The organism is Streptomyces sp. NPDC048185, from assembly GCF_043202495.1.
In the GTDB taxonomy this organism is placed as follows: domain Bacteria; phylum Actinomycetota; class Actinomycetes; order Streptomycetales; family Streptomycetaceae; genus Streptomyces.
Map to the genome: position 1 here is coordinate 507,277 of NZ_JBIDAN010000006.1, position 19,366 is coordinate 526,642.

General features: G+C 73.5%; 15 protein-coding genes. 13 read left to right on the plus strand and 2 right to left on the minus strand.

Annotation, left to right across the window (positions count from 1 at the left end):
- Positions 1-9 precede the first annotated feature (9 nt).
- The 3 genes from ACGF3H_RS20960 to ACGF3H_RS20970 all read left to right on the plus strand — a co-directional run bounded on the left by ACGF3H_RS20960 (position 10) and on the right by ACGF3H_RS20970 (position 5,757).
- Complete coding sequence (locus ACGF3H_RS20960; protein ID WP_003975777.1) at positions 10-273, plus strand: WhiB family transcriptional regulator; 264 nt, start codon at positions 10-12, stop codon at positions 271-273.
- Between the two features lie 250 nt (positions 274-523).
- Complete coding sequence (locus ACGF3H_RS20965) at positions 524-4,276, plus strand: glycosyltransferase family 2 protein (protein ID WP_362500028.1); 3,753 nt, start codon at positions 524-526, stop codon at positions 4,274-4,276.
- Complete coding sequence (locus ACGF3H_RS20970; RefSeq protein WP_362500027.1) at positions 4,273-5,757, plus strand: DUF5719 family protein; 1,485 nt, start codon at positions 4,273-4,275, stop codon at positions 5,755-5,757. The genes ACGF3H_RS20965 and ACGF3H_RS20970 overlap by 4 nt, the downstream gene beginning before the upstream one ends.
- A 31-nt stretch (positions 5,758-5,788) precedes the next feature.
- On the opposite strand, the gene ACGF3H_RS20975 is transcribed toward ACGF3H_RS20970, so the two are convergent.
- Positions 5,789-6,241, minus strand: a complete 453-nt coding sequence (locus ACGF3H_RS20975) for a metallopeptidase family protein (RefSeq protein WP_362500057.1) — start codon at positions 6,239-6,241, stop codon at positions 5,789-5,791.
- 343 nt (positions 6,242-6,584) lie between these two features.
- Here ACGF3H_RS20975 and ACGF3H_RS20980 point away from each other — a divergent pair, with 343 nt between their 5' ends.
- The 9 genes from ACGF3H_RS20980 (at position 6,585) to ACGF3H_RS21020 (ending at position 16,834) form a co-directional block, all read left to right on the plus strand.
- Positions 6,585-6,956: a DUF3499 domain-containing protein gene (locus ACGF3H_RS20980; RefSeq protein WP_362500026.1), complete on the plus strand. Its 372-nt coding sequence runs from the start codon at positions 6,585-6,587 to the stop codon at positions 6,954-6,956.
- 149 nt (positions 6,957-7,105) lie between these two features.
- Positions 7,106-8,722 (plus strand): L-lactate permease, encoded by a 1,617-nt coding sequence (locus ACGF3H_RS20985; RefSeq protein ID WP_362500056.1) that lies wholly within the window; start codon positions 7,106-7,108, stop codon positions 8,720-8,722.
- 60 nt (positions 8,723-8,782) lie between these two features.
- A complete protein-coding gene (locus ACGF3H_RS20990; protein ID WP_362500025.1) occupies positions 8,783-10,147 on the plus strand; it encodes a phosphomannomutase/phosphoglucomutase in 1,365 nt (454 codons plus the stop codon).
- 443 nt (positions 10,148-10,590) lie between these two features.
- Complete coding sequence (locus ACGF3H_RS20995) at positions 10,591-10,761, plus strand: Trm112 family protein (protein WP_358867960.1); 171 nt, start codon at positions 10,591-10,593, stop codon at positions 10,759-10,761.
- Between the two features lie 70 nt (positions 10,762-10,831).
- Entirely contained in the window at positions 10,832-11,959 is a 1,128-nt protein-coding gene (locus ACGF3H_RS21000; protein WP_362500024.1) for an SIS domain-containing protein, read from the plus strand.
- Between the two features lie 72 nt (positions 11,960-12,031).
- Positions 12,032-13,183 (plus strand): mannose-6-phosphate isomerase, class I, encoded by a 1,152-nt coding sequence (gene manA / locus ACGF3H_RS21005; RefSeq protein ID WP_362500023.1) that lies wholly within the window; start codon positions 12,032-12,034, stop codon positions 13,181-13,183.
- Between the two features lie 147 nt (positions 13,184-13,330).
- Entirely contained in the window at positions 13,331-14,305 is a 975-nt protein-coding gene (locus ACGF3H_RS21010; RefSeq protein ID WP_362500022.1) for a cation diffusion facilitator family transporter, read from the plus strand.
- 322 nt (positions 14,306-14,627) lie between these two features.
- A complete protein-coding gene (gene ahcY / locus ACGF3H_RS21015; protein WP_362500021.1) occupies positions 14,628-16,085 on the plus strand; it encodes an adenosylhomocysteinase in 1,458 nt (485 codons plus the stop codon).
- 110 nt (positions 16,086-16,195) lie between these two features.
- A complete protein-coding gene (locus tag ACGF3H_RS21020) occupies positions 16,196-16,834 on the plus strand; it encodes a hypothetical protein (protein WP_362500020.1) in 639 nt (212 codons plus the stop codon).
- Between the two features lie 61 nt (positions 16,835-16,895).
- On the opposite strand, the gene ACGF3H_RS21025 is transcribed toward ACGF3H_RS21020, so the two are convergent.
- A complete protein-coding gene (locus ACGF3H_RS21025) occupies positions 16,896-17,837 on the minus strand; it encodes an RDD family protein (protein ID WP_362500019.1) in 942 nt (313 codons plus the stop codon).
- 125 nt (positions 17,838-17,962) lie between these two features.
- Between ACGF3H_RS21025 and ACGF3H_RS21030 the strand changes: the two genes are divergently transcribed.
- A complete protein-coding gene (locus tag ACGF3H_RS21030; RefSeq protein ID WP_362500018.1) occupies positions 17,963-18,970 on the plus strand; it encodes a stage II sporulation protein M in 1,008 nt (335 codons plus the stop codon).
- Positions 18,971-19,366: the final 396 nt, after the last annotated feature.

Below are 19,366 nucleotides of genomic sequence, written 5' to 3' on the forward strand. Positions count from 1 at the left end.
GGGGCGCACATGACCGAGCTGGTGCAGCAACTGCTGGTCGACGACGCGGACGAGGAGCTCGGCTGGCAGGAGCGCGCACTGTGCGCCCAGACCGACCCCGAGTCCTTCTTCCCCGAGAAGGGCGGCTCCACCCGGGAGGCCAAGAAGGTCTGCCTCGCCTGCGAGGTCCGCTCCGAGTGCCTCGAGTACGCCCTCGCCAACGACGAGCGCTTCGGTATCTGGGGCGGCCTGTCGGAGCGGGAACGCCGCCGTCTGAAAAAGGCCGCCGTCTGACCCGCCGTCTGACCCGCCGTCTGACCCGCCGTCCGATCCGCCCTGACCCGGCGTCCGGCCCGCCTTCGGGTGCACGGCGCCCCCCCATATGTGCACAACGGCATGAACGGCCCCTCGCAGGTGGGTTGTCCACAGGCGGCGGGCCGTCCCCATGCCCAGCCGATAGTGTGGGCGCTCGTCCGAGACGCCCCGCCGTTCCCCACAGGCACGGGTGTCCACCGCAGTCCATCGAACCGGGGCCCGTACCTCGATGTCCGTGCACAGCCACACGGCAGCCCAGCAAGACCTCGCTGCCACACCTGAGTTCCCGCGCCACGTCGTGACGGCCGTCCTCGTCTCCCACGACGGAGCCCGCTGGCTGCCCGACGCGCTCGCCGGGCTGCTCGGCCAGGAGCGCCCCGTCCAGTACGCCGTGGCCGCCGACACCGGCAGCGCCGACGACTCGGCCCGGCTGGTCGGCGAGGCCCTCGGCGACGAGCGCGTGCTGCACCTCGCCCGGCGCACCGGCTTCGGCCAGGCCGTCGAGGAGGCCGCGCGCACCGCACCGCTGCTCACCCCCGAGGACCTGGCGTACCTGCGGCGGCCCAGCGGGTGGGACCCCGTCACGCGCACCTGGCGCGACGACGCCTACGACCTGCCCGACCTGCCCCACGGAGACCCGGTGCAGTGGCTGTGGCTGCTGCACGACGACTGCGCCCCCGAACCCGACGCCCTGGCACAGCTGCTGCGCGTCGTGGACAACGAGTACGAACTCGGCCGCGAGGACGTCGCCGTCGTCGGCCCCAAACTCCGCGGCTGGTACGACCGCAGGCAACTGCTGGAGGTCGGCGTCTCCATCGCCAACTCCGGCCGCCGCTGGACCGGCCTGGACCGCCGGGAACAGGACCAGGGCCAGCACGACCACGTCCGGTCCGTCCTGTCCGTGTCCACCGCGGGCATGCTGATCCGGCGTGACGTGTTCGAGCGGCTCGGCGGGTTCGACCGCCGGCTGCCCCTGATGCGCGACGACGTCGACCTGTGCTGGCGCGCGCACGCCGCCGGTCTGCGCGTCCTCGTCGCCCCGGAGGCCGTCGTACGCCACGCCGAGGCGGCCTCCCGGGAACGCCGCGCCGTCGACTGCGCGGGGCGCACCACCGCCTCCCCGCACAAGGTGGACAAGGCCGGCGCCGTCCACACCCTCCTCGTCAACGTCCGCACCGCCGCCCTGCCCTGGGTGCTGCTGCGCCTCGTCCTCGGCACCCTGCTGCGGACCCTCGCCTATCTCGTCGGCAAGGTCCCCGGTCAGGCGCTGGACGAGATCCGGGGCCTGCTGAGCGTGCTGCTGCGGCCCGAGCGCATCGTCGCGGGACGGCGCGAACGCGGGCGCCCGCAGATCGAGAAGGACGAACTGCGCTCCCTGTTCCCGCCCCCCGGCGCGACCGTCCGCGTCACCGTCGAACAGATCGCGGGCAGCCTCGCCGGCAGCTCCGACGCCGAAGCGGCCGCGGGCGCCGGACGGCACGGCGGCGCCATCGAGTCCGGACCCGGCGGCGACGACGCCGACTTCCTCGAGATCGAGCAGTTCGCCCGCCTCAAGCGCATCGCCCGCAAACCCGGCCCGGTGCTCTTCCTGGTGCTGCTGCTCGTCTCCCTGGCCGCGTGCCGCGCGCTCCTCGGCGGCGGCGCACTGGCCGGCGGCGCACTGCTGCCCGCCCCGGCCGGCGCCGGCGAGCTGTGGTCGCGGTACGTGGACGCCTGGCACACCGTGGGCACCGGCGGCACCGCCTCCGCGCCGCCCTACCTGGCCATCGTCGCCACGCTCGCCTCCGTCCTGCTCGGCTCCACCGGACTGGCCGTCACCCTGCTGCTGGTCTGCTCGGTGCCCCTCGCCGGTGTCACCGCGTACTTCGCCTCCCGCCCGCTCGTGCCCTCCCGGCTGCTGCGCGCGTGGGCGGCCGTCGCCTACGCCTTCCTGCCCGCCGCCACCGGCGCGCTCGCCGGCGGCCGCATCGGCACCGCCGTCCTCGCCGTGCTGCTCCCGCTCGCCGCGCGCGCGGGCGTCACCGCCGCCGGCCTGACCGGCCGGTCCGGCGCGCGCGGCAGCTGGCGCGCCACCTGGGCGTACGCACTGCTGCTGACCGTCACCACCGCCTTCACACCCGTCGTGTGGCCCATCGCACTGCTGCTCGGCATCGGTGTCCTGGTCCTGCGGCGCGGCGACATCACGGCGTACGGGCTGCGTCTGCTCGCCCAGCTCGGCACGCCGCTGCTGCTGCTCGCGCCCTGGTCGCTGTCGCTGCTCCCGTTCGGTTTCTTCGACGAGGCCGGCCTGGAGTACGGCGCGTCGGCCGCCTCCGCGCTCGACCTGCTCGGCGCCAGCCCCGGCGGCCCCGGCACGGTCGGCGGGCTGGTCCTCATCGGCATCGTGCTGGCCGCGCTGGCCGCCCTGCTGCGCTCCGAGCGGCAGGTGGCGATCCGGACGGCCTGGGCCGTCGCGCTGGTCGCCCTCGTCCTCGCGGTCCTGTCGAACCGTTCCGCCTGGGCGGGCCCGGCGACCCTCGTCTACGGCATCGCCCTGCTGTCCGCCGCCGCCCTGGGCGCCGACGGGGCACGCTTCCGCGTCGCCGAGCAGAGCTTCGGCTGGCGTCAGCCGGTCGCCGCGCTCATCGCCCTCGCCGCGGCCGTCGGCCCGCTCGTCGCCGCCGCCGGCTGGATGACCGGCGGTGCCGACGGTCCGCTGGAGCGCCGTGACCCCGTGCAGGTCCCCGCGTTCGTCGCCGAGGACAGCGTCACCCGCGACCAGGCCCGCACCCTGGTCCTCGACAGCGACTCCGCCGCCCACGTGAGCTACACGCTGGTCCGCGGCGCGGGCGTCCGCCTGGGCGACGGCGAACTCGCGGCCGACGGGGGCGACAGCGGGCTCGACAAGGTCGTGGCCAACCTCGTGGCCGGCTCCGGCGCCGACCAGGCCGATCAGCTCGGCGGGTTCGCCGTGCGCTACGTCCTCGTGCACGCGGGCGCCCCCCGCGACGTGGTCCGCGTCCTGGACGCCACCCCGGGCCTGAGGCGGCTCAGCCAGCAGGACGGCAGCGGACTGTGGCAGGTGGACCGGGACGTCGCACGCGCGACCATCGTGTCCGGCGGTGCCGCCGCCACCGGCGAGCCGCAGCCGGTCGCCGCGGGGCCGGTGGAGATCCACACGAAGATCCCGTCCGGCGCCGAGGGCCGCGTGCTGCGCCTCGCCGACACCGCCGCCGACGGCTGGACCGCCACCCTCGACGGCAAGCCGCTCACCCGCACCACGGTCGACGGCTGGGCCCAGGGCTTCGAACTGCCCGCCTCCGGCGGCAGGCTGGACGTCACCTACGACGATCCGTTCACCCACACCGCCTGGCTGTGGGCCCAGGGCCTGCTCGCCGTCGTCCTGGTGGTCCTCGCCCTGCCCGGCCGCCGCCGCGACATCGACGACGACCTGCCCGAGGAGCCGGTCGTCCCCGCGCAGGCGGTCGCCGGCGAGGGCCGCCGCGCCCGGCGCCTGCGGGCCCAGGCGGAGGCCGAGGCGGAGGCGGAGGCCGGCCCGGGCGCCGGTGCCGGGCCTGAGACCGGAGCGGCGGACCCCGCCGCGGTCCCCGCCCCGCCGCAGGAGCCCCCGGTGACCGTCCCCCAGCAGGCGCCCGGCGCCTGGGACCCGTCCGGTCACGAGAGCGCCGAGTACGGCTCCTACGGCACGTACGGCGTCGGCCAGTACCAGGACGCCCAGCAGTACGACCCGGCCGCCTACGGCGAGCAGCAGCCGTACGGGACGGACGCCTACCAGGGCGCCCAGGACGGCCCGTACGAGGCGGCCCCGTACGACCCGTACGCCTACGGCGCCCCGGGCCCCGTCGGCACCTACGACCCCGCGTACGACCCCGCGTACGACCAGGCGTACGGCCAGGGCGGATACGAGGCGCCGTACGACCCTTCCCAGGCCCACCAGCCGCACGGCACGGACAGTGAGCGTCCCGACGGGAGCCAGCAGTGAACCGCACCACCCTGTCCCTGATCGCCGGCGTCACCGCGCTCGCCGCCGTCACCGGATTCGCGGCGCTGTCCACGCCGGACGCCTCCGGCGCCGACCCCGCCGGCGCCGCGGCCGCCCGGCTGCCGGTGGAGCGGACCAGCCTGCTGTGCCCGTCGCCCAGCACCTCCGACCTGGCCGAGACGTCGTACACGTCGTTCACGCCCGTCACCAAGGGCGCCGAGGCCAAGGGCAAGGCCCAACTCGCCGCGGCGACACAGGACTCGGGCGGGAAGGGCGACGCGAAGGCCGGCAAGCCCGTCGTCACGCCCAAGGCGCCCGGCACCCCGGTCACCGCGAAGACCACCGGCGCCGGCACGCCCGCGTTCGTCGGCACCGCGGAAGGGAGTTACGCCCCGGGCTGGACGGTGCAGGCAACCACGGAGGTCGCCGCCGGCACGGGCCGCGGACTGCTGGGCGTCAACTGCACCGCCCCGGACACACAGTTCTGGTTCCCCGGCGCCGCCACGACGGCCGACCGCACCGACTACGTCCACCTGACGAACCCCGACGACTCGGCGGCCGTCGTCGACATCGAGCTCTTCGGCAAGGACGGCGCCGTGAAGTCGCCGGTGGGCGAAGGCATCACGGTGCCCGCCCACGGCACCGAGACGATCCTGCTCTCCACGCTCAGCGACGCGCAGGAGACCGACCTCACCGTGCACGTCGGCGTGCGCAGCGGACGGGTCGGCGCCGCGGTGCAGGCCCTGAGCGACAAGACCGGCGGCGACTGGCTGGCCGCGGCAGCGGACCCGGCGGCCAGCCAGGTGCTGCCCGGCATCCCCAAGGACGCCACGGCCGTACGCCTGGTGCTGTTCACGCCCGGTGACACCGACGCCGACCTGCAGGTGCGGCTCGCCTCGCCGACCGGGCTGATCACGCCCGCCGGACACGAGACGGTGCGCGTCAAGGCGGGCATGACGACGGGCGTCGACCTCGGCGAGGTCACGCGCGGCGAGGCCGGGTCGGTGGTGCTGACGCCGACGGACCGGTCCGTGCCGGTCGTGGCCGCGCTGCGGGTGGTCCGGGGCAAGGGCGAGAAGCAGGAGACGGCGTTCATCCCCGCCTCCGCCCCGGTCGGGGCGCGCGCCACCGCGGCGGACAACCGCGCCAAGGCAACCACCCTGTCCCTGGCCGCGCCCCGGGGGACCGCGCAGGTGAAGGTCACGGCGTCGGCGGGCAGCGAGGGCGGGGCGACGGCCTCCCGGACGTACACGATCAAGAGCGGCACCACGCAGGACGTGCAGGCACCGGTCCCGGCCGGTCTGAAGGGCACCTACGCGCTGACGGTGGAGCCCGTGTCCGGCGGCCCGGTGTACGCGGCCCGCACGCTGACCCAGCCGGACGACGACGCGGCGGCCTTCACGGTGCAGACCCTCCCGGACGACCGGGGCACGGTGGCGGTCCCGGAGGCGGAGGAGGACCTGTCGGTGCTGCAGAGGTGACAGAGCCGGCCCGCCCCGGCCGGCGGGCCTCTCAGTCCTCCCCGTACCGCGGGTCCACCGTCTCCGGGGTGAGCCCGAGCAGCTCCGCGACCTGTTCGACGACCACCTCGTGCACCAGCGCCGCGCGCTCGTCCCGCCCCTTCGTGCGGATCTCGACGGGCCGCCGGTAGACGACCACCCGCCCCCGCCGGCCGTCCCCCGCGGGCACCGTGCCGCCCAGCGGCACCGCCTCGTCGTTCCAGGCCTGCCCGGCCCCGTCCAGCCGCGGGACCTCCAGGACGTGGAAATCGATGTCGGCGAGCTGCGGCCACCGCCGCTCCAGGCGTTCGACGGAGTCCTGCACCAGGTCCGCGAACAGGTCGGCGCGGCTGGCGGCGAGCGGTACCTGCGGCGGTGCGATCGGGCCGCGCATGCCCCGGCCGTGGCGATCACGACGGCGGGGTCCTGGGCGGCCGGCCTCACGGGGCGTCACGGGGTTGTCCATCACTGGTGAAGGGTAGTCCCCGCCGCCTCCGGGCGCCGGACCCCGCACGACACACCGGCGGCCGCCGCGCCACGCCGGACCGGATGTCATCGGATGACCATTCCGGCCAAGTCAGGGCTCGATTCCGTATCTCTCCGTGACCATGAAGCGCATGGCAAATGTCGCTGTTTGTATCAGCTTATGACCGCCGCCATGCCCGCCCGGCATGACGGAAATGCACGTCGACGCAGGTCAGGCGGGTGCGCTCGGCGGTGGCCGTGGCCCGTCTCACATCGCGACACGGTGGTGTGACCTGGCGGGGGATCGTCGCGGCCCGCTCAAGAGTGCGGTACCGTCCAACATCGTGAGCCCTGTACGTCGCTGTTCGCGCACCGCCTGCGGCCGTCCCGCCGTCGCGACGCTGACGTACGTCTACGCCGACTCGACCGCGGTCCTCGGCCCGCTCGCCACCTACGCCGAACCCCACTGCTACGACCTGTGCGCCGAGCACTCCGAGCGCCTCACCGCCCCGCGCGGCTGGGAGGTCGTCCGGCTTCTCGACGGTTCGGCCCCGGCCCGCCCCAGCGGCGACGACCTGGAAGCGCTCGCCAACGCGGTGCGCGAGGCGGCCCGTCCCCAGGAGCGGGCCGCGGGAGGCGGCGGGGCGCGTTCGGCCGACCCGATGGAGGTCGCGCGCCGCGGCCACCTGCGCGTCCTGCGCTCGCCGGACAACTGAGTCCCGCCCGCCCCGCGCCTCACGGTCACCCGCGCTCACTCCTGAACATCCGTTTCCCGCACACCCATTGACGTCTCCTTGTCGCGGACACGACCATTCCGGGAGCCGCGAGAAAACGCTTTCGCATGGCGGAATCCGGGGAGGCGCCCGTGTACGTCCAGGAACTGGAACCCCTCGCCGACTCCCTCGGCCTGTCCGCCCTCGTGGCGGCCCTGCCGCTGGTGATCGTCCTCGTCCTGCTCGGCGGTGTCCGCATGAAGGCACACCTGGCGGGCCTCACCGGCCTCCTCGCGGCCGTGCTCGTCGCCCGGCTCGCCTACGGCATGCCGCTGGACCAGACGGTCTCCAGCGCCGCGCAGGGCGCCGTGTTCGGGCTCTTCCCCATCCTGTGGATCGTCGTCAACGCCCTGTGGGTCTACCGGATGACCGTCCGCACCCGGCACTTCGACATCCTGCGCCGCTCCTTCGGCCGGCTCTCCGACGACCCGCGCATCCAGGCGCTGGTCGTCGCCTTCTGCTTCGGCGCCCTGCTGGAGGCCCTCGCCGGGTTCGGGGCGCCCGTGGCGATCTGCTCGGTCATGCTGGTCGCGCTCGGCTTCGACCCCGTGCGCGCGGCGGTCGTGTCCCTGGTCGCCAACACCGCACCGGTCGCCTTCGGCGCCATGGGCACCCCCGTGGTCACGCTGGCCCAGGTCACCGGACTCCCGCTGGACGACGTCGCCTCCGTCGTGGGCCGCCAGACGCCCCTGCTCGCGCTCGTCGTCCCGCTGCTGCTGGTCGCCCTGGTGGACGGGCGCCGCGGACTGCGCGAGACCTGGGTGCCCGCCCTGGCCTGCGGCGTGGCCTTCGCCGTCGCCCAGTTCGCCGCCTCCAACTACGTCTCCGCCCAGCTCGCCGACATCGGCGCCGCCCTGATCGGCGCCGGCGCCCTGGTCGCCGTACCCCAGGCCCGCAGGCCCGCCGCCGAACCCGTCCGGGCGTCCGTGCTGACCGGTGCCCGCAGCGAGGAACTCGACGAGGACGACCCCCGCCGTGAGGTGCTGCGCGCCTACGCCCCCTACGCCCTGATCCTCGCCGTCTTCTCCGTCGCGCAGATCCCGCCCGTGAAGGACTGGCTGGCCAGGGCCACCCGAACTTTCGACTGGCCGTTCCTGGACGTGGCGGACCCGCGCGGCGAGCCCGTCGGCGGCAACGTCTTCTCCTGGCCCGTCGTCTCCACCGGCGGCACGCTCGTGCTGTTCGCCGGGCTGGCCACGGCCGTCGTCCTCGGCGTCCACGCGCGCGTGGCGGTCAGGGAGTGGCTCGCGACCGTGTACGAACTGCGGTACGCGATCCTCACCGTGACCTCCGTGCTCGCCCTCGCCTACGTCATGAACCTCTCCGGGCAGGCCGCCACCATCGGCCACTTCGTCGCCGCGGCCGGCGCCGGACTCGCCTTACTCTCCCCGGTGCTCGGCTGGTTCGGCGTCGCCGTCTCCGGCTCCGACACCTCCGCCAACGCCCTCTTCGGCGCCCTCCAGGTGACCGCCGCGCGCGAGTCCGGCCTGTCCCCGGAGCTGCTGGCCGCCGCCAACAGCTCCGGCGGCGTGCTCGGCAAGATGATCTCCCCGCAGAACCTCACCATCGCCTGCGCGGCCGTCGGTCTCGCCGGCCGCGAGGGCGACCTGCTGCGCAAGGTGCTGCCGTGGAGCCTCGGCCTGCTGCTGGTGATGTGCCTGATCGTGGTCGGACAGTCCACGCCGGTCCTGGGCTGGATGCTGCCCTGACCCGGACCGGTGCGTACGGGTAGTTTGTGGGCTCCGACAGGACTTTCAGGAAGGTTGGCCGTGGCTGCTGATCTGTCGCAGATCGTGAAGGCGTACGACGTACGCGGTGTGGTCCCGGACCAGTGGGACGAATCGCTGGCCGAGCTGTTCGGCGCGGCCTTCGTCGAGCTGACCGGCGCGGACGCCATCGTGGTCGGCCACGACATGCGGCCCTCCTCCCCGGGACTGTCCGGCGCCTTCGCGCGCGGGGCGGTCGCCCGCGGCGCCGACGTCACCGAGATCGGCCTGTGCTCGACCGACCAGCTGTACTACGCCTCCGGCGCACTCGACCTGCCGGGCGCCATGTTCACGGCCTCGCACAACCCCGCCCGGTACAACGGCATCAAGCTGTGCCGCGCCGGTGCGGCGCCCGTCGGCCAGGACACGGGCCTCGCCGAGATCCGCGCCCTCGTGGAGGGCTGGAGCACGTCCGGCGCCCCGGAGCCGTCCGCCCGCCGGGGCACCGTCACCCGGCGCGACACCCTCGCCGACTACGCGGCCCACCTGCGCTCCCTGGTCGACCTCACCGCCGTACGCCCCCTCAAGGTCGTCGTCGACGCGGGCAACGGCATGGGCGGCCACACCGTCCCCACGGTCTTCGCCGGCCTGCCCCTCGACCTGGTGCCGATGTACTTCGAGCTGGACGGCACCTTCCCCAACCACGAGGCCAACCCGCTCGACCCGGCCAACCTCGTCGACCTCCAGAAGCGCGTCCGCGAGGAGGGCGCCGACCTCGGCCTCGCCTTCGACGGCGACGCCGACCGCTGCTTCGTCGTCGACCAGAACGGCGACCCGGTCTCCCCGTCCGCCGTCACCGCCCTCGTGGCCGCCCGCGAACTCGCCCGCAACGGCGGCAAGGGCACCGTCATCCACAACCTGATCACCTCCTGGTCCGTGCCGGAGGTCGTGAAGGAGAACGGCGGCACACCCGCACGCACGCGCGTGGGCCACTCCTTCATCAAGGCCGAGATGGCCAGGACCGGTGCGATCTTCGGCGGCGAGCACTCCGCGCACTACTACTTCCGCGACTTCTGGAACGCCGACACGGGCATGCTGGCCGCCCTCCACGTCCTCGCCGCCCTCGGCGGGCAGGACGGCCCGCTCTCCGCCCTCGTCGCCGAGTACGACCGCTACGCCGGCTCGGGCGAGATCAACTCCACCGTCGCCGACCAGCAGGCCCGCCTCGCCTCGATCCGCGCCGCCTACGAGGGCCGCGACGGCATCACCCTCGACGAACTCGACGGCCTGACCGTCACGGCGGCCGACTGGTGGTTCAACGTCCGCCCGTCCAACACCGAGCCCCTCCTGCGCCTGAACGCGGAGGCCCGCGACGAGGCGACGATGACCAAGATCCGCGACGAGGCCCTGACCCTCATCCGCACCTGACCCACCCCCCGCGGGCCGCCCGCGGCGCGGTCGTAGCTGCGGGCAGTCGTGCGGTAGCTGCGGGCAGTCGTGCCGCTGGGGCGGCACGGGTGGGCGCAGCGGCACCCGGCCGGCGCCGGCCCGCCTCACCCGCCCCCGGCCCGCACCGTCGCCGGGTGCCCACCAGGCCACCCCATCCCCGGCACCCGGCCGGCGCCGGCCCGCCTCACCCACCCCCGGCCCGCACCCTCGCCGGGTCCCCACCGGGCCACCCCATCCCCGGCACCTCGCCGGCGCCGGCCCGCACCGCCGACCCCACCCCGGCCCGCGCCCACCCCGCCCGCCCCCCCACACTCACGCCCCCACCAAGCCACCCCGCCCCACCCAGGGGCACACGCCCACCCTCCGGCGGTACCCTGACCAGCAGATCCACACGAGCCCCACCGCCCCCGAAGGGAACCCCCATGCCGCTCGAAGCCGGCCTCCTGGAGATCCTCGCCTGCCCGGCCTGCCACGCCCCCCTCAAGGAGCAGGACGCGGAGCTGATCTGCACCGGCCAGGGCTGCGGCCTGGCGTACCCGGTCCGCGACGGCATCCCCGTCCTCCTCGTCGACGAGGCCCGCCGCCCCGAGTAGCGAGTAACCGCCGGCCAGGCGCCGCGCGCCCGCGACCGAACGAACGCCCCGGCGATCGGAGACTGCCGCCATGCTCGACGAATCGCTCCTCGACGCCCCGGACGGCCTCGCCGAGGCCGACCGCCGCGGCCTGCTCCGCGGCGCCGCCGAGGCCGGTGCCCGCGTACGCACCGCCGCCCGGCTCGCCGCCGAGGCCGGCGTCGGCAACCTCAAACCGGACGGCCGCCCCCGCGCCGTCCTCATCGCCGGTCCCGGAGCCGCCGCCACCCACGCCGCCGACCTCCTCGGCACCCTGGCCGGCGCCGGCAGCCCCGTCGCCCGCCTCGCCCCCGCCGGCGTGGCCGCCGCGGCGGGCGCCCTCCGCTGGGAACTGCCCGGCTGGGCCGGCTCCGTGGACCTGCTGCTCATCGCCACCCCCGACGGCACCGAACCGGGCCTCGCCCTCCTCGCCGAACAGGCCTACCGCCGCGGCTGCACCGTCGTGGCCGTGGCCCCCGACCGCACCCCGCTCAGCGAGTCGGTGAACGGCTCCCACGGCCTGTTCATCCCCATGGCGACCGCCCCCTACGACCACGACGAGCCCCTCGCGGGCGCCGCCCCCGGCGTCCTGTGGGCGCTGCTCACCCCGCTGCTCGCGCTGCTGGACCGCACCGGCCTGCTGGAGGCGCCGCCCGAGGCCGTCGAGAAGGTCGCCGACCGCCTCGACCAGGTCGCCGAACGCTGCGGGCCCGCCATCGTGACGTACAGCAACCCCGCCAAGACCCTGGCGGCCGAGGTGGCCGACTCCCTGCCCGTCGTCTGGACCGAGGGCACCTCCGCCGGACCGGCGGGCCGCCGCTTCGCCGCCGCACTCGCCGAACTCGCCGGCACCCCCGCGGTCGTCGCCGAACTGCCCGAGGCGCTCGCCGCGCACAGCACCCTGCTCGCCGGCCGCCTCGCCGCGGCCGCCGACCCCGACGACTTCTTCCGCGACCGCGTCGACGAGGCACCCGTCCTGCACGCGCGCGTGGTGCTGCTGCGCGACCGCCCCGGCGGCGGCCTCAGCGCCGCCCCCGCCGCCCGCGACCTGGCGCTGGGGCACGACACGCCGATCAGCGAGCTCGAGCCGGAGGAGGGCGGCGACCTGGAGACCCTCGCCGAACTGATCGCCATCACGGATTTCGCCGCCGTTTACCTGGCGCTCGCCTCCGGCGCCTGATCTCGTACCCGCAAGGCACGCACCAGGAAAAGCACCGCGCACACACCGCGCACGCACCGGCAGAGAGAGCCCATGGACCGCCTCGACAACACCGTCCGCCCCTACGCCTGGGGATCCACCACCGCCATCCCGGCCCTGCTCGGCACCGAGCCGACCGGCGAACCGCAGGCGGAGATGTGGATGGGCGCCCACCCCGGCGCCCCCTCCCGCACCGACCGGGGCACCCTCGCCGACGTCGTCGCCGCCGACCCCGCGAAGGAACTGGGCCGCGCCTCCGTCGCCAGGTTCGGCCCCCGCCTGCCGTTCCTCCTCAAACTCCTCGCCGCGGGCGCCCCGCTCTCCCTCCAGGTCCACCCCGACCTGGCGCAGGCCAAGGAGGGCTACGACGACGAGGAACGCCGCGGGGTCCCCCTGGACGCCCCGCACCGCAACTACAAGGACGCCAACCACAAGCCCGAACTGATCTGCGCCCTCACCGAGTTCGACGGCCTGTGCGGCTTCCGCGCCCCCACCGAGACCGCCGGCCTCCTCGACGGCCTCGGCGTCGCCTCCCTCAAGCCGTACGTCGACCTGCTCCGCGCCCACCCCGAGGACGCCGCCCTGCGCGAGGTCCTCACCGCGATCCTCACCGCCGACCCCGAGGAGATGTCCCGCACGGTCGCCGAGACCGCGGCCGCCTGCGAACGCCTCGGCGGCGCCTACGCGCCCTACGCCGGCATCGCCCACCACTACCCGGGCGACCCCGGCGTCCTCGCCGCCCTGCTCCTCAACCACGTCCGGCTCCAGCCCGGCGAGGCCCTGTACCTCGGCGCCGGCATCCCGCACGCCTACCTGAACGGCCTCGGCGTCGAGATCATGGCCAACTCCGACAACGTCCTGCGCTGCGGCCTGACCCCCAAGCACGTCGACGTCCCCGAACTCCTGCGCGTCGTCCGCTTCGAGCCCGGCGACCCGGGCGTCCTCCGCCCGGAGGCGTCCCCCGACGGCGAGGAGGTCTACGACACCCCGATCGACGAGTTCCGCCTCTCGCGCCACGTCCTCCCCGAGGGGACCGCCCCCCGCGACCTCACCCTCGCCGCCCCGCAGATCCTGCTCTGCACGGCGGGCTCCGTACGGGCCGGCGAGCACGACCTCACCCCCGGCCGGTCCGTCTTCGTCCCGGCGGGCGAAAAGGCCGAAGTGTCCGGCAACGGCACGCTCTTCCGCGCCACCGTGCGTGTCTGACGGTATTGCGGCAACCCGGTCAGGCGCACCGGCGCCCGGCCGGGCTGCAACAATGACCCACCGCAAAGGACGGGCAAAGCCGGTACCGGCCCAGCCCCTCCCCAGCGGCGTACACACGCAGGCGAAGGCGAAGGGACAACGCGACACATGAGCGCGTCAGGCGGCACCAAAGCGATCGTGGCGGCACTCGGCGCCAACCTCGCGATCGCTGTATCGAAGTTCGTGGCGTTCCTCTTCAGCGGCTCGTCGTCGATGCTCGCCGAGTCCGTGCACTCGCTCGCGGACTCCGGCAACCAGGCCCTGCTGCTGGTCGGCGGCAAGAAGGCCCAGCGCGAGGCCACCCCGCAGCACCCCTTCGGCTACGGCCGCGAGCGCTACATCTACGCCTTCCTCGTCTCCATCGTCCTCTTCTCGCTCGGCGGCATGTTCGCCCTCTACGAGGGCTACGAGAAGATCAAGCACCCGCACGAGCTCGAGCACTGGTACTGGCCCGTCGGCGTCCTCGTCTTCGCGATCATCGCCGAGGGCTTCTCCTTCCGCACCGCCATCAAGGAGTCCAACACCCTGCGGGGCAAGCAGTCCTGGACGGAGTTCGTCCGCCGCGCCAAGGCCCCCGAGCTGCCGGTCGTCCTGCTGGAGGACTTCGGCGCGCTCATCGGCCTGATCCTCGCCCTCGGCGGCGTCGGCCTCGCCCTCCTCACCGGCGACGGCATCTGGGACGGCATCGGCACGCTGTGCATCGGCGTCCTGCTCGTCCTGATCGCGCTCGTCCTGGCCGCCGAGACCAAGTCCCTGCTGCTCGGCGAGTCCGCGGGCGCCGACGTCGTCCGGCAGATCGAGGCCGCGACCGTCGACGGCGACGCCGTCACCCGCATCATCCACATGCGCACGCTCCACCTCGGGCCCGAGGAACTCCTCGTCGCCGCCAAGATCGCCGTCCGGCACGACGAGACGGCCGCCGAGGTCGCCACCGCCATCGACGCCGCCGAGGCCCGCATCCGCGCCGCCGTCCCGATCGCCCGCGTCATCTACCTCGAACCGGACATCTACAGCGAGTCCGAGGCCGCCAAGGGCCCCGACCGCGAAGCCACCCCGGGCGGCCCGGCCACCGGCCACCACTGACCCCTCACTCTCCGCCCGACCGGGGCCCGCCGAACCGCTCGGCGGGCCCCGCTCGCGCTCCGCGCACGCACGGAACGGCCGGAAGTCTCCGGAGGCGGACTGGGGACGAGGGGTTCAGCGGTGTAGCTTGGGACGGAGCCAGACGTCGCTGCTGATGGCGGTCGGGCGGTCCGAGGACGGACCGGCCGAGGGAGAGAGGGCCTCCGACGGACTGCGCTGCGCGCACGCGGGCATGCCTGTGTCCTCTTCTGGGCACCCCTGTGTCCGCCGCCGCGCAGGTCAGCCGTAACCACCTCGATCCCAACCCGAGGAGCAGCCCGTAATGACGACTGTCGACAACCGACAGGACTTCAAGGTCGCCGACCTCTCCCTGGCCGCGTTCGGCCGCAAGGAGATCACCCTCGCCGAGCACGAGATGCCCGGCCTGATGGCGATCCGCAAGGAGTACGCCGAGGCCCAGCCGCTCGCCGGCGCCCGCGTCACCGGCTCCCTGCACATGACCGTGCAGACCGCCGTGCTCATCGAGACCCTCGTCGCCCTCGGCGCCGAGGTCCGCTGGGCCTCCTGCAACATCTTCTCCACCCAGGACCACGCGGCCGCCGCCATCGCCGTCGGCCCGAACGGCACGCCCGACAACCCGCAGGGCGTCCCCGTCTTCGCCTGGAAGGGCGAGACCCTCGAAGAGTACTGGTGGTGCACGGAGCAGGCGCTGACCTGGCCGAACACCCCCACCGGCGGCCCGAACATGATCCTGGACGACGGCGGTGACGCCACCCTCCTCGTCCACAAGGGCGTCGAGTACGAGAAGGACGGCAAGGTCCCCTCGCCCGACACCGCCGAGTCCGACGAGCACCGCGTCATCCTCGAGCTCCTCACCCGCACGGTGAGCGAGAGCCCGCAGAAGTGGACCCAGCTGGCGTCCGAGATCCGCGGCGTGACCGAGGAGACCACCACCGGCGTCCACCGCCTGTACGAGATGCACCGCGACGGCACCCTGCTGTTCCCGGCGATCAACGTCAACGACGCCGTGACGAAGTCGAAGTTCGACAACAAGTACGGCTGCCGCCACTCCCTGATCGACGGCATCAACCGCGCCACCGACGTACTGATCGGCGGCAAGACCGCCGTCGTCTGCGGCTACGGCGACGTCGGCAAGGGCTGCGCGGAGTCCCTGCGCGGCCAGGGCGCCCGCGTGATCATCACCGAGATCGACCCGATCTGCGCCCTGCAGGCGGCGATGGACGGCTACCAGGTCACGACGCTGGACGAGGTCGTCGACAAGGCCGACATCTTCGTCACCACGACCGGCAACAAGGACATCATCATGGCCTCGGACATGGCCAAGATGAAGCACCAGGCCATCGTCGGCAACATCGGCCACTTCGACAACGAGATCGACATGGCCGGCCTGGCCAAGATCCCCGGCGTCGTCAAGGACGAGGTCAAGCCGCAGGTCCACACGTGGACCTTCCCCGACGGCAAGGTGCTCATCGTCCTCTCCGAGGGCCGCCTGCTGAACCTGGGCAACGCCACGGGCCACCCGTCGTTCGTGATGTCCAACTCGTTCGCGGACCAGACCCTGGCCCAGATCGAGCTCTTCACCAAGCCCGACGAGTACCCGACCGACGTCTACGTGCTGCCCAAGCACCTGGACGAGAAGGTCGCCCGCCTCCACCTCGACTCCCTCGGCGTCAAGCTGACCACGCTCCGCCCGGAGCAGGCCGAGTACATCGGCGTCAAGGTCGAGGGCCCCTACAAGGCGGACCACTACCGCTACTGAGTCACCGGTTCCTCCGAGGCAGGCCCCCGCACCCCCGTGCCGGGGGCCTGCTCCATTGGCGCCACGTCCGCATCAGCGGCCGGACCAGCCCGTCACCACCCAGGACACCCATGCCCCGCGGCCGATATTCGCTCCACGATCCGCACGACCACACCCCCCTCGGAGAAGAACACTTCCAGTGCGCCCCCGGCCCCTCCGGCTGGCGCTACGTCTCCCGGCTGACCACGCCCACCGGAGACCACCTCGGCTCCGTCGACCTCGCTCTCGACGAACTCGGCCGTCCCATCCGCCTGGAACTGCACGCAGCCGACTGGCAGGTGCGCGGCGCGGCCATCGACGGCGTCACCTGGGTCCGCACCGACCCCACCGGAGTACACGCCACCGAAGGCAATGTGCGCGCCCACGCCTTCACCGGAACGTCCCCGGCCTTCCTCGTCGCCACCACCCGACTCCTGCGCCTCACCCCCTCGGCATCGGCCACCCGCGTACGCCTCGTCGCCCTCACGGATCCGGTCCTCGCCCCCCGCACCGTGGACCAGTCCTGGGCACTGGTGAACAGAGAAGCACACGCCACTGACAACGGCCCCCTCACCGTGGACGAGTACCAGGTCACAGCCCTGGACACAGGCGAACAGCACGCCGTGCACATCGCCGGCGACGTCGTCCTCGCGGCCCCCGGCGTCGAACTGGAGGACCTGGAGTCACCGCCGTCGGTGTTCCCCTCGCAGGAACCGGGCGCCGGCACATAAGACCGGTGACGCGGCGACAGCGTCAGGGTGAGGGGGAAGCGGAACGAGTCGGCGGCGGCAGCTATGCCGGCGGCACGAACCCGGTCGCGGAGCGCTCGCCCGGCGACGAGTCCCGCGGGGCCACCGGAGGAGTCACGGGGGAAGTCGCCGGGGGAGTCGCCGGAGAAGGGGAAACGGGCGACGGATACGTCACCGGCTGCGCCGACGGCACGGACGCCGCCGGCGTCCCGGAAGGGGCCGCTCCCTGCGACGTACCGCCGCCGAACGTCCGCCGGGCCTCCCGCGCCTGTCGTTCCTGCAGCACCGCCGCCAGGTACGCGGCCGGTGGAACACCCTGCGGCGCCGGGGCACCCGTACGGGCCGCGACGTCGGAGGCGAGCCGTTCCGCCATGGACCAGCCGACCTGGGGATCCAGCTGCGCCATCCGCGCCAGGTACTGACGGACGGCGAGCCACAGGCCGTCGGGCACGGCGGACAGATCGAGCTCCGAGAAGCGCCCCGCCAGCCACGGCGGAGGCGGCGGCAGAAAGCCCGCCGGAGCCACCGGCACCCGCTCCCGCACGACGAGCGTCCCCGCGAAGACGTCACCCACGCGACGGCCCCGCGCCGAGACCAGAGAGGCGACGCAGGCCACCACCCCGAGCGTCAACAGGATCTCGACAACCCCGATCAAGCCCCGCACCAGCGCGTGCCGGAACCGGATCGGCCCACCGTCGTCCCGCACCACCCGCAGCCCGCACGCCATCTTCCCCAGCGACCGCCCGTGACTGAGGGTCTCCACCGCGATCGGCGCGCCCACCAGCACCAGGACGAAAACGGCGAGGGACAGCGCCGTCTGGGCCGCCGCGTCCAGGGACGAGGTCGCCGCCACCAGAGCGATGGTGACGGCCACGTAGGCGGCCACGGCCACCGCGAGATCGAGCAGGACGGCCAGCGCCCTGCTGGGCAGCCTCGCGGGACGCAGTTCCAGCGCCACCGCTTCGCCCGTCACCAGCTCGCTCACGCTTGCCGCCCTTCCCTGGCTGCCCCCGTCCCCGCCAGTCTGCCAAGCTGAGGACGCACCGCGCCGCGGTACGACAAGCTGACCCACGACGAGCCGCCGACGATAGCCGAGGAGCAGGCACACCGATGGACCTCGACGTCTTCGTCTCCGCGCACCGCGCGGAATGGGACCGCCTCGACGCCCTGCTCCGGCGCCGGCGCCGACTCACCGGTGTGGAGACCGACGAACTCGTCGCCCTCTACCAGCGCACGGCCACCCACCTCTCCCTCATCCAGTCCAGCGCCCCCGACCCGCAGCTGACGGGACGCCTCAGTCAGCTGGTGGCACGCGCGCGCAGTGCCGTGACAGGCACCCGCAGAGCCTCCTGGCGCGACGTCACCGGCTTCCTGACCCAGCAGTTCCCGGCCGCGGTCTACCGGGCTCGCCACTGGTGGGTTCCCACCGCACTCATATCGACGGCCGTCGCGGCACTCCTGGGCTGGTGGATCGGCACCCACCCCGAGGTGCAGTCCACCATCGCGGCCCCCAGCGAACTGAGGGAGCTCACCCGTCCCGGCGGCCAGTACGAGACGTACTACTCCAGCCACCCCGCGGCCTCCTTCGCCGCGCAGGTCTGGACGAACAACGCCTGGGCCGCCGCGCTCTGCCTGATCCTCGGCGTCTTCCTGGGCCTGCCGGTCATCTGGATCCTCTTCCAGAACATGCTCAACCTCGGCGTCGGGTTCGGCCTGATGTCGTCGGCCGGCCGCCTCGACACCTTCCTCGGTCTGGTTCTGCCCCACGGCCTGCTGGAGCTGACCGCCGTCTTCGTGGCAGCGGGCACCGGTCTGCGGCTCGGCTGGACCCTCATCGACCCGGGCCCGCGGACCCGGCGCACCGCCCTTGCCGAGGAGGGCCGCGCCGCCATCGGCATGGCGATGGGCCTGGCCCTGGTCCTGTTCGTCTCCGGCGCCATCGAAGGATTCGTCACCCCGTCGGGCCTGCCCACCTGGGCCCGCATCACCATGGGCGTGCTGGCCGAACTGGCCTTCCTGATCTACGTCTTCGTGCTCGGCGGCCGTGCCGTGCGGGCCGGCGACACGGGGGACGTAGACGCTTCCGAGCGCAGCGCCAGCGTGCCGACGGCCGCCTGATGTGCATCAGCCGCCGCGGAGCTGCTAGTGTCCTCTTCGTTCCCGCAAGAGCCGTTGACACGGAGCGAGCGGGGAGGTAGATTCAATCATTTGCCTGTAGATGGGGTCACCCCAGAGGGCGACGGTGAGCATCTATACGCTTCCTCCTGGATCATCGAATTCGGAGAAGCCATCCTCCCGATTAATCGGAAATGAACAGCCGGTCAGACCGGCTCAGAACTTCTGATAAAGTCGGAACCGCCGGAAAGGGAAACGCGAAAGCGGGAACCTGGAAAGCACCGAGGAAATCGGATCGGAAAAGGATCTGATAGAGTCGGAAACGCAAGACCGAAGGGAAGCGCCCGGAGGAAAGCCCGAGAGGGTGAGTACAAAGGAAGCGTCCGTTCCTTGAGAACT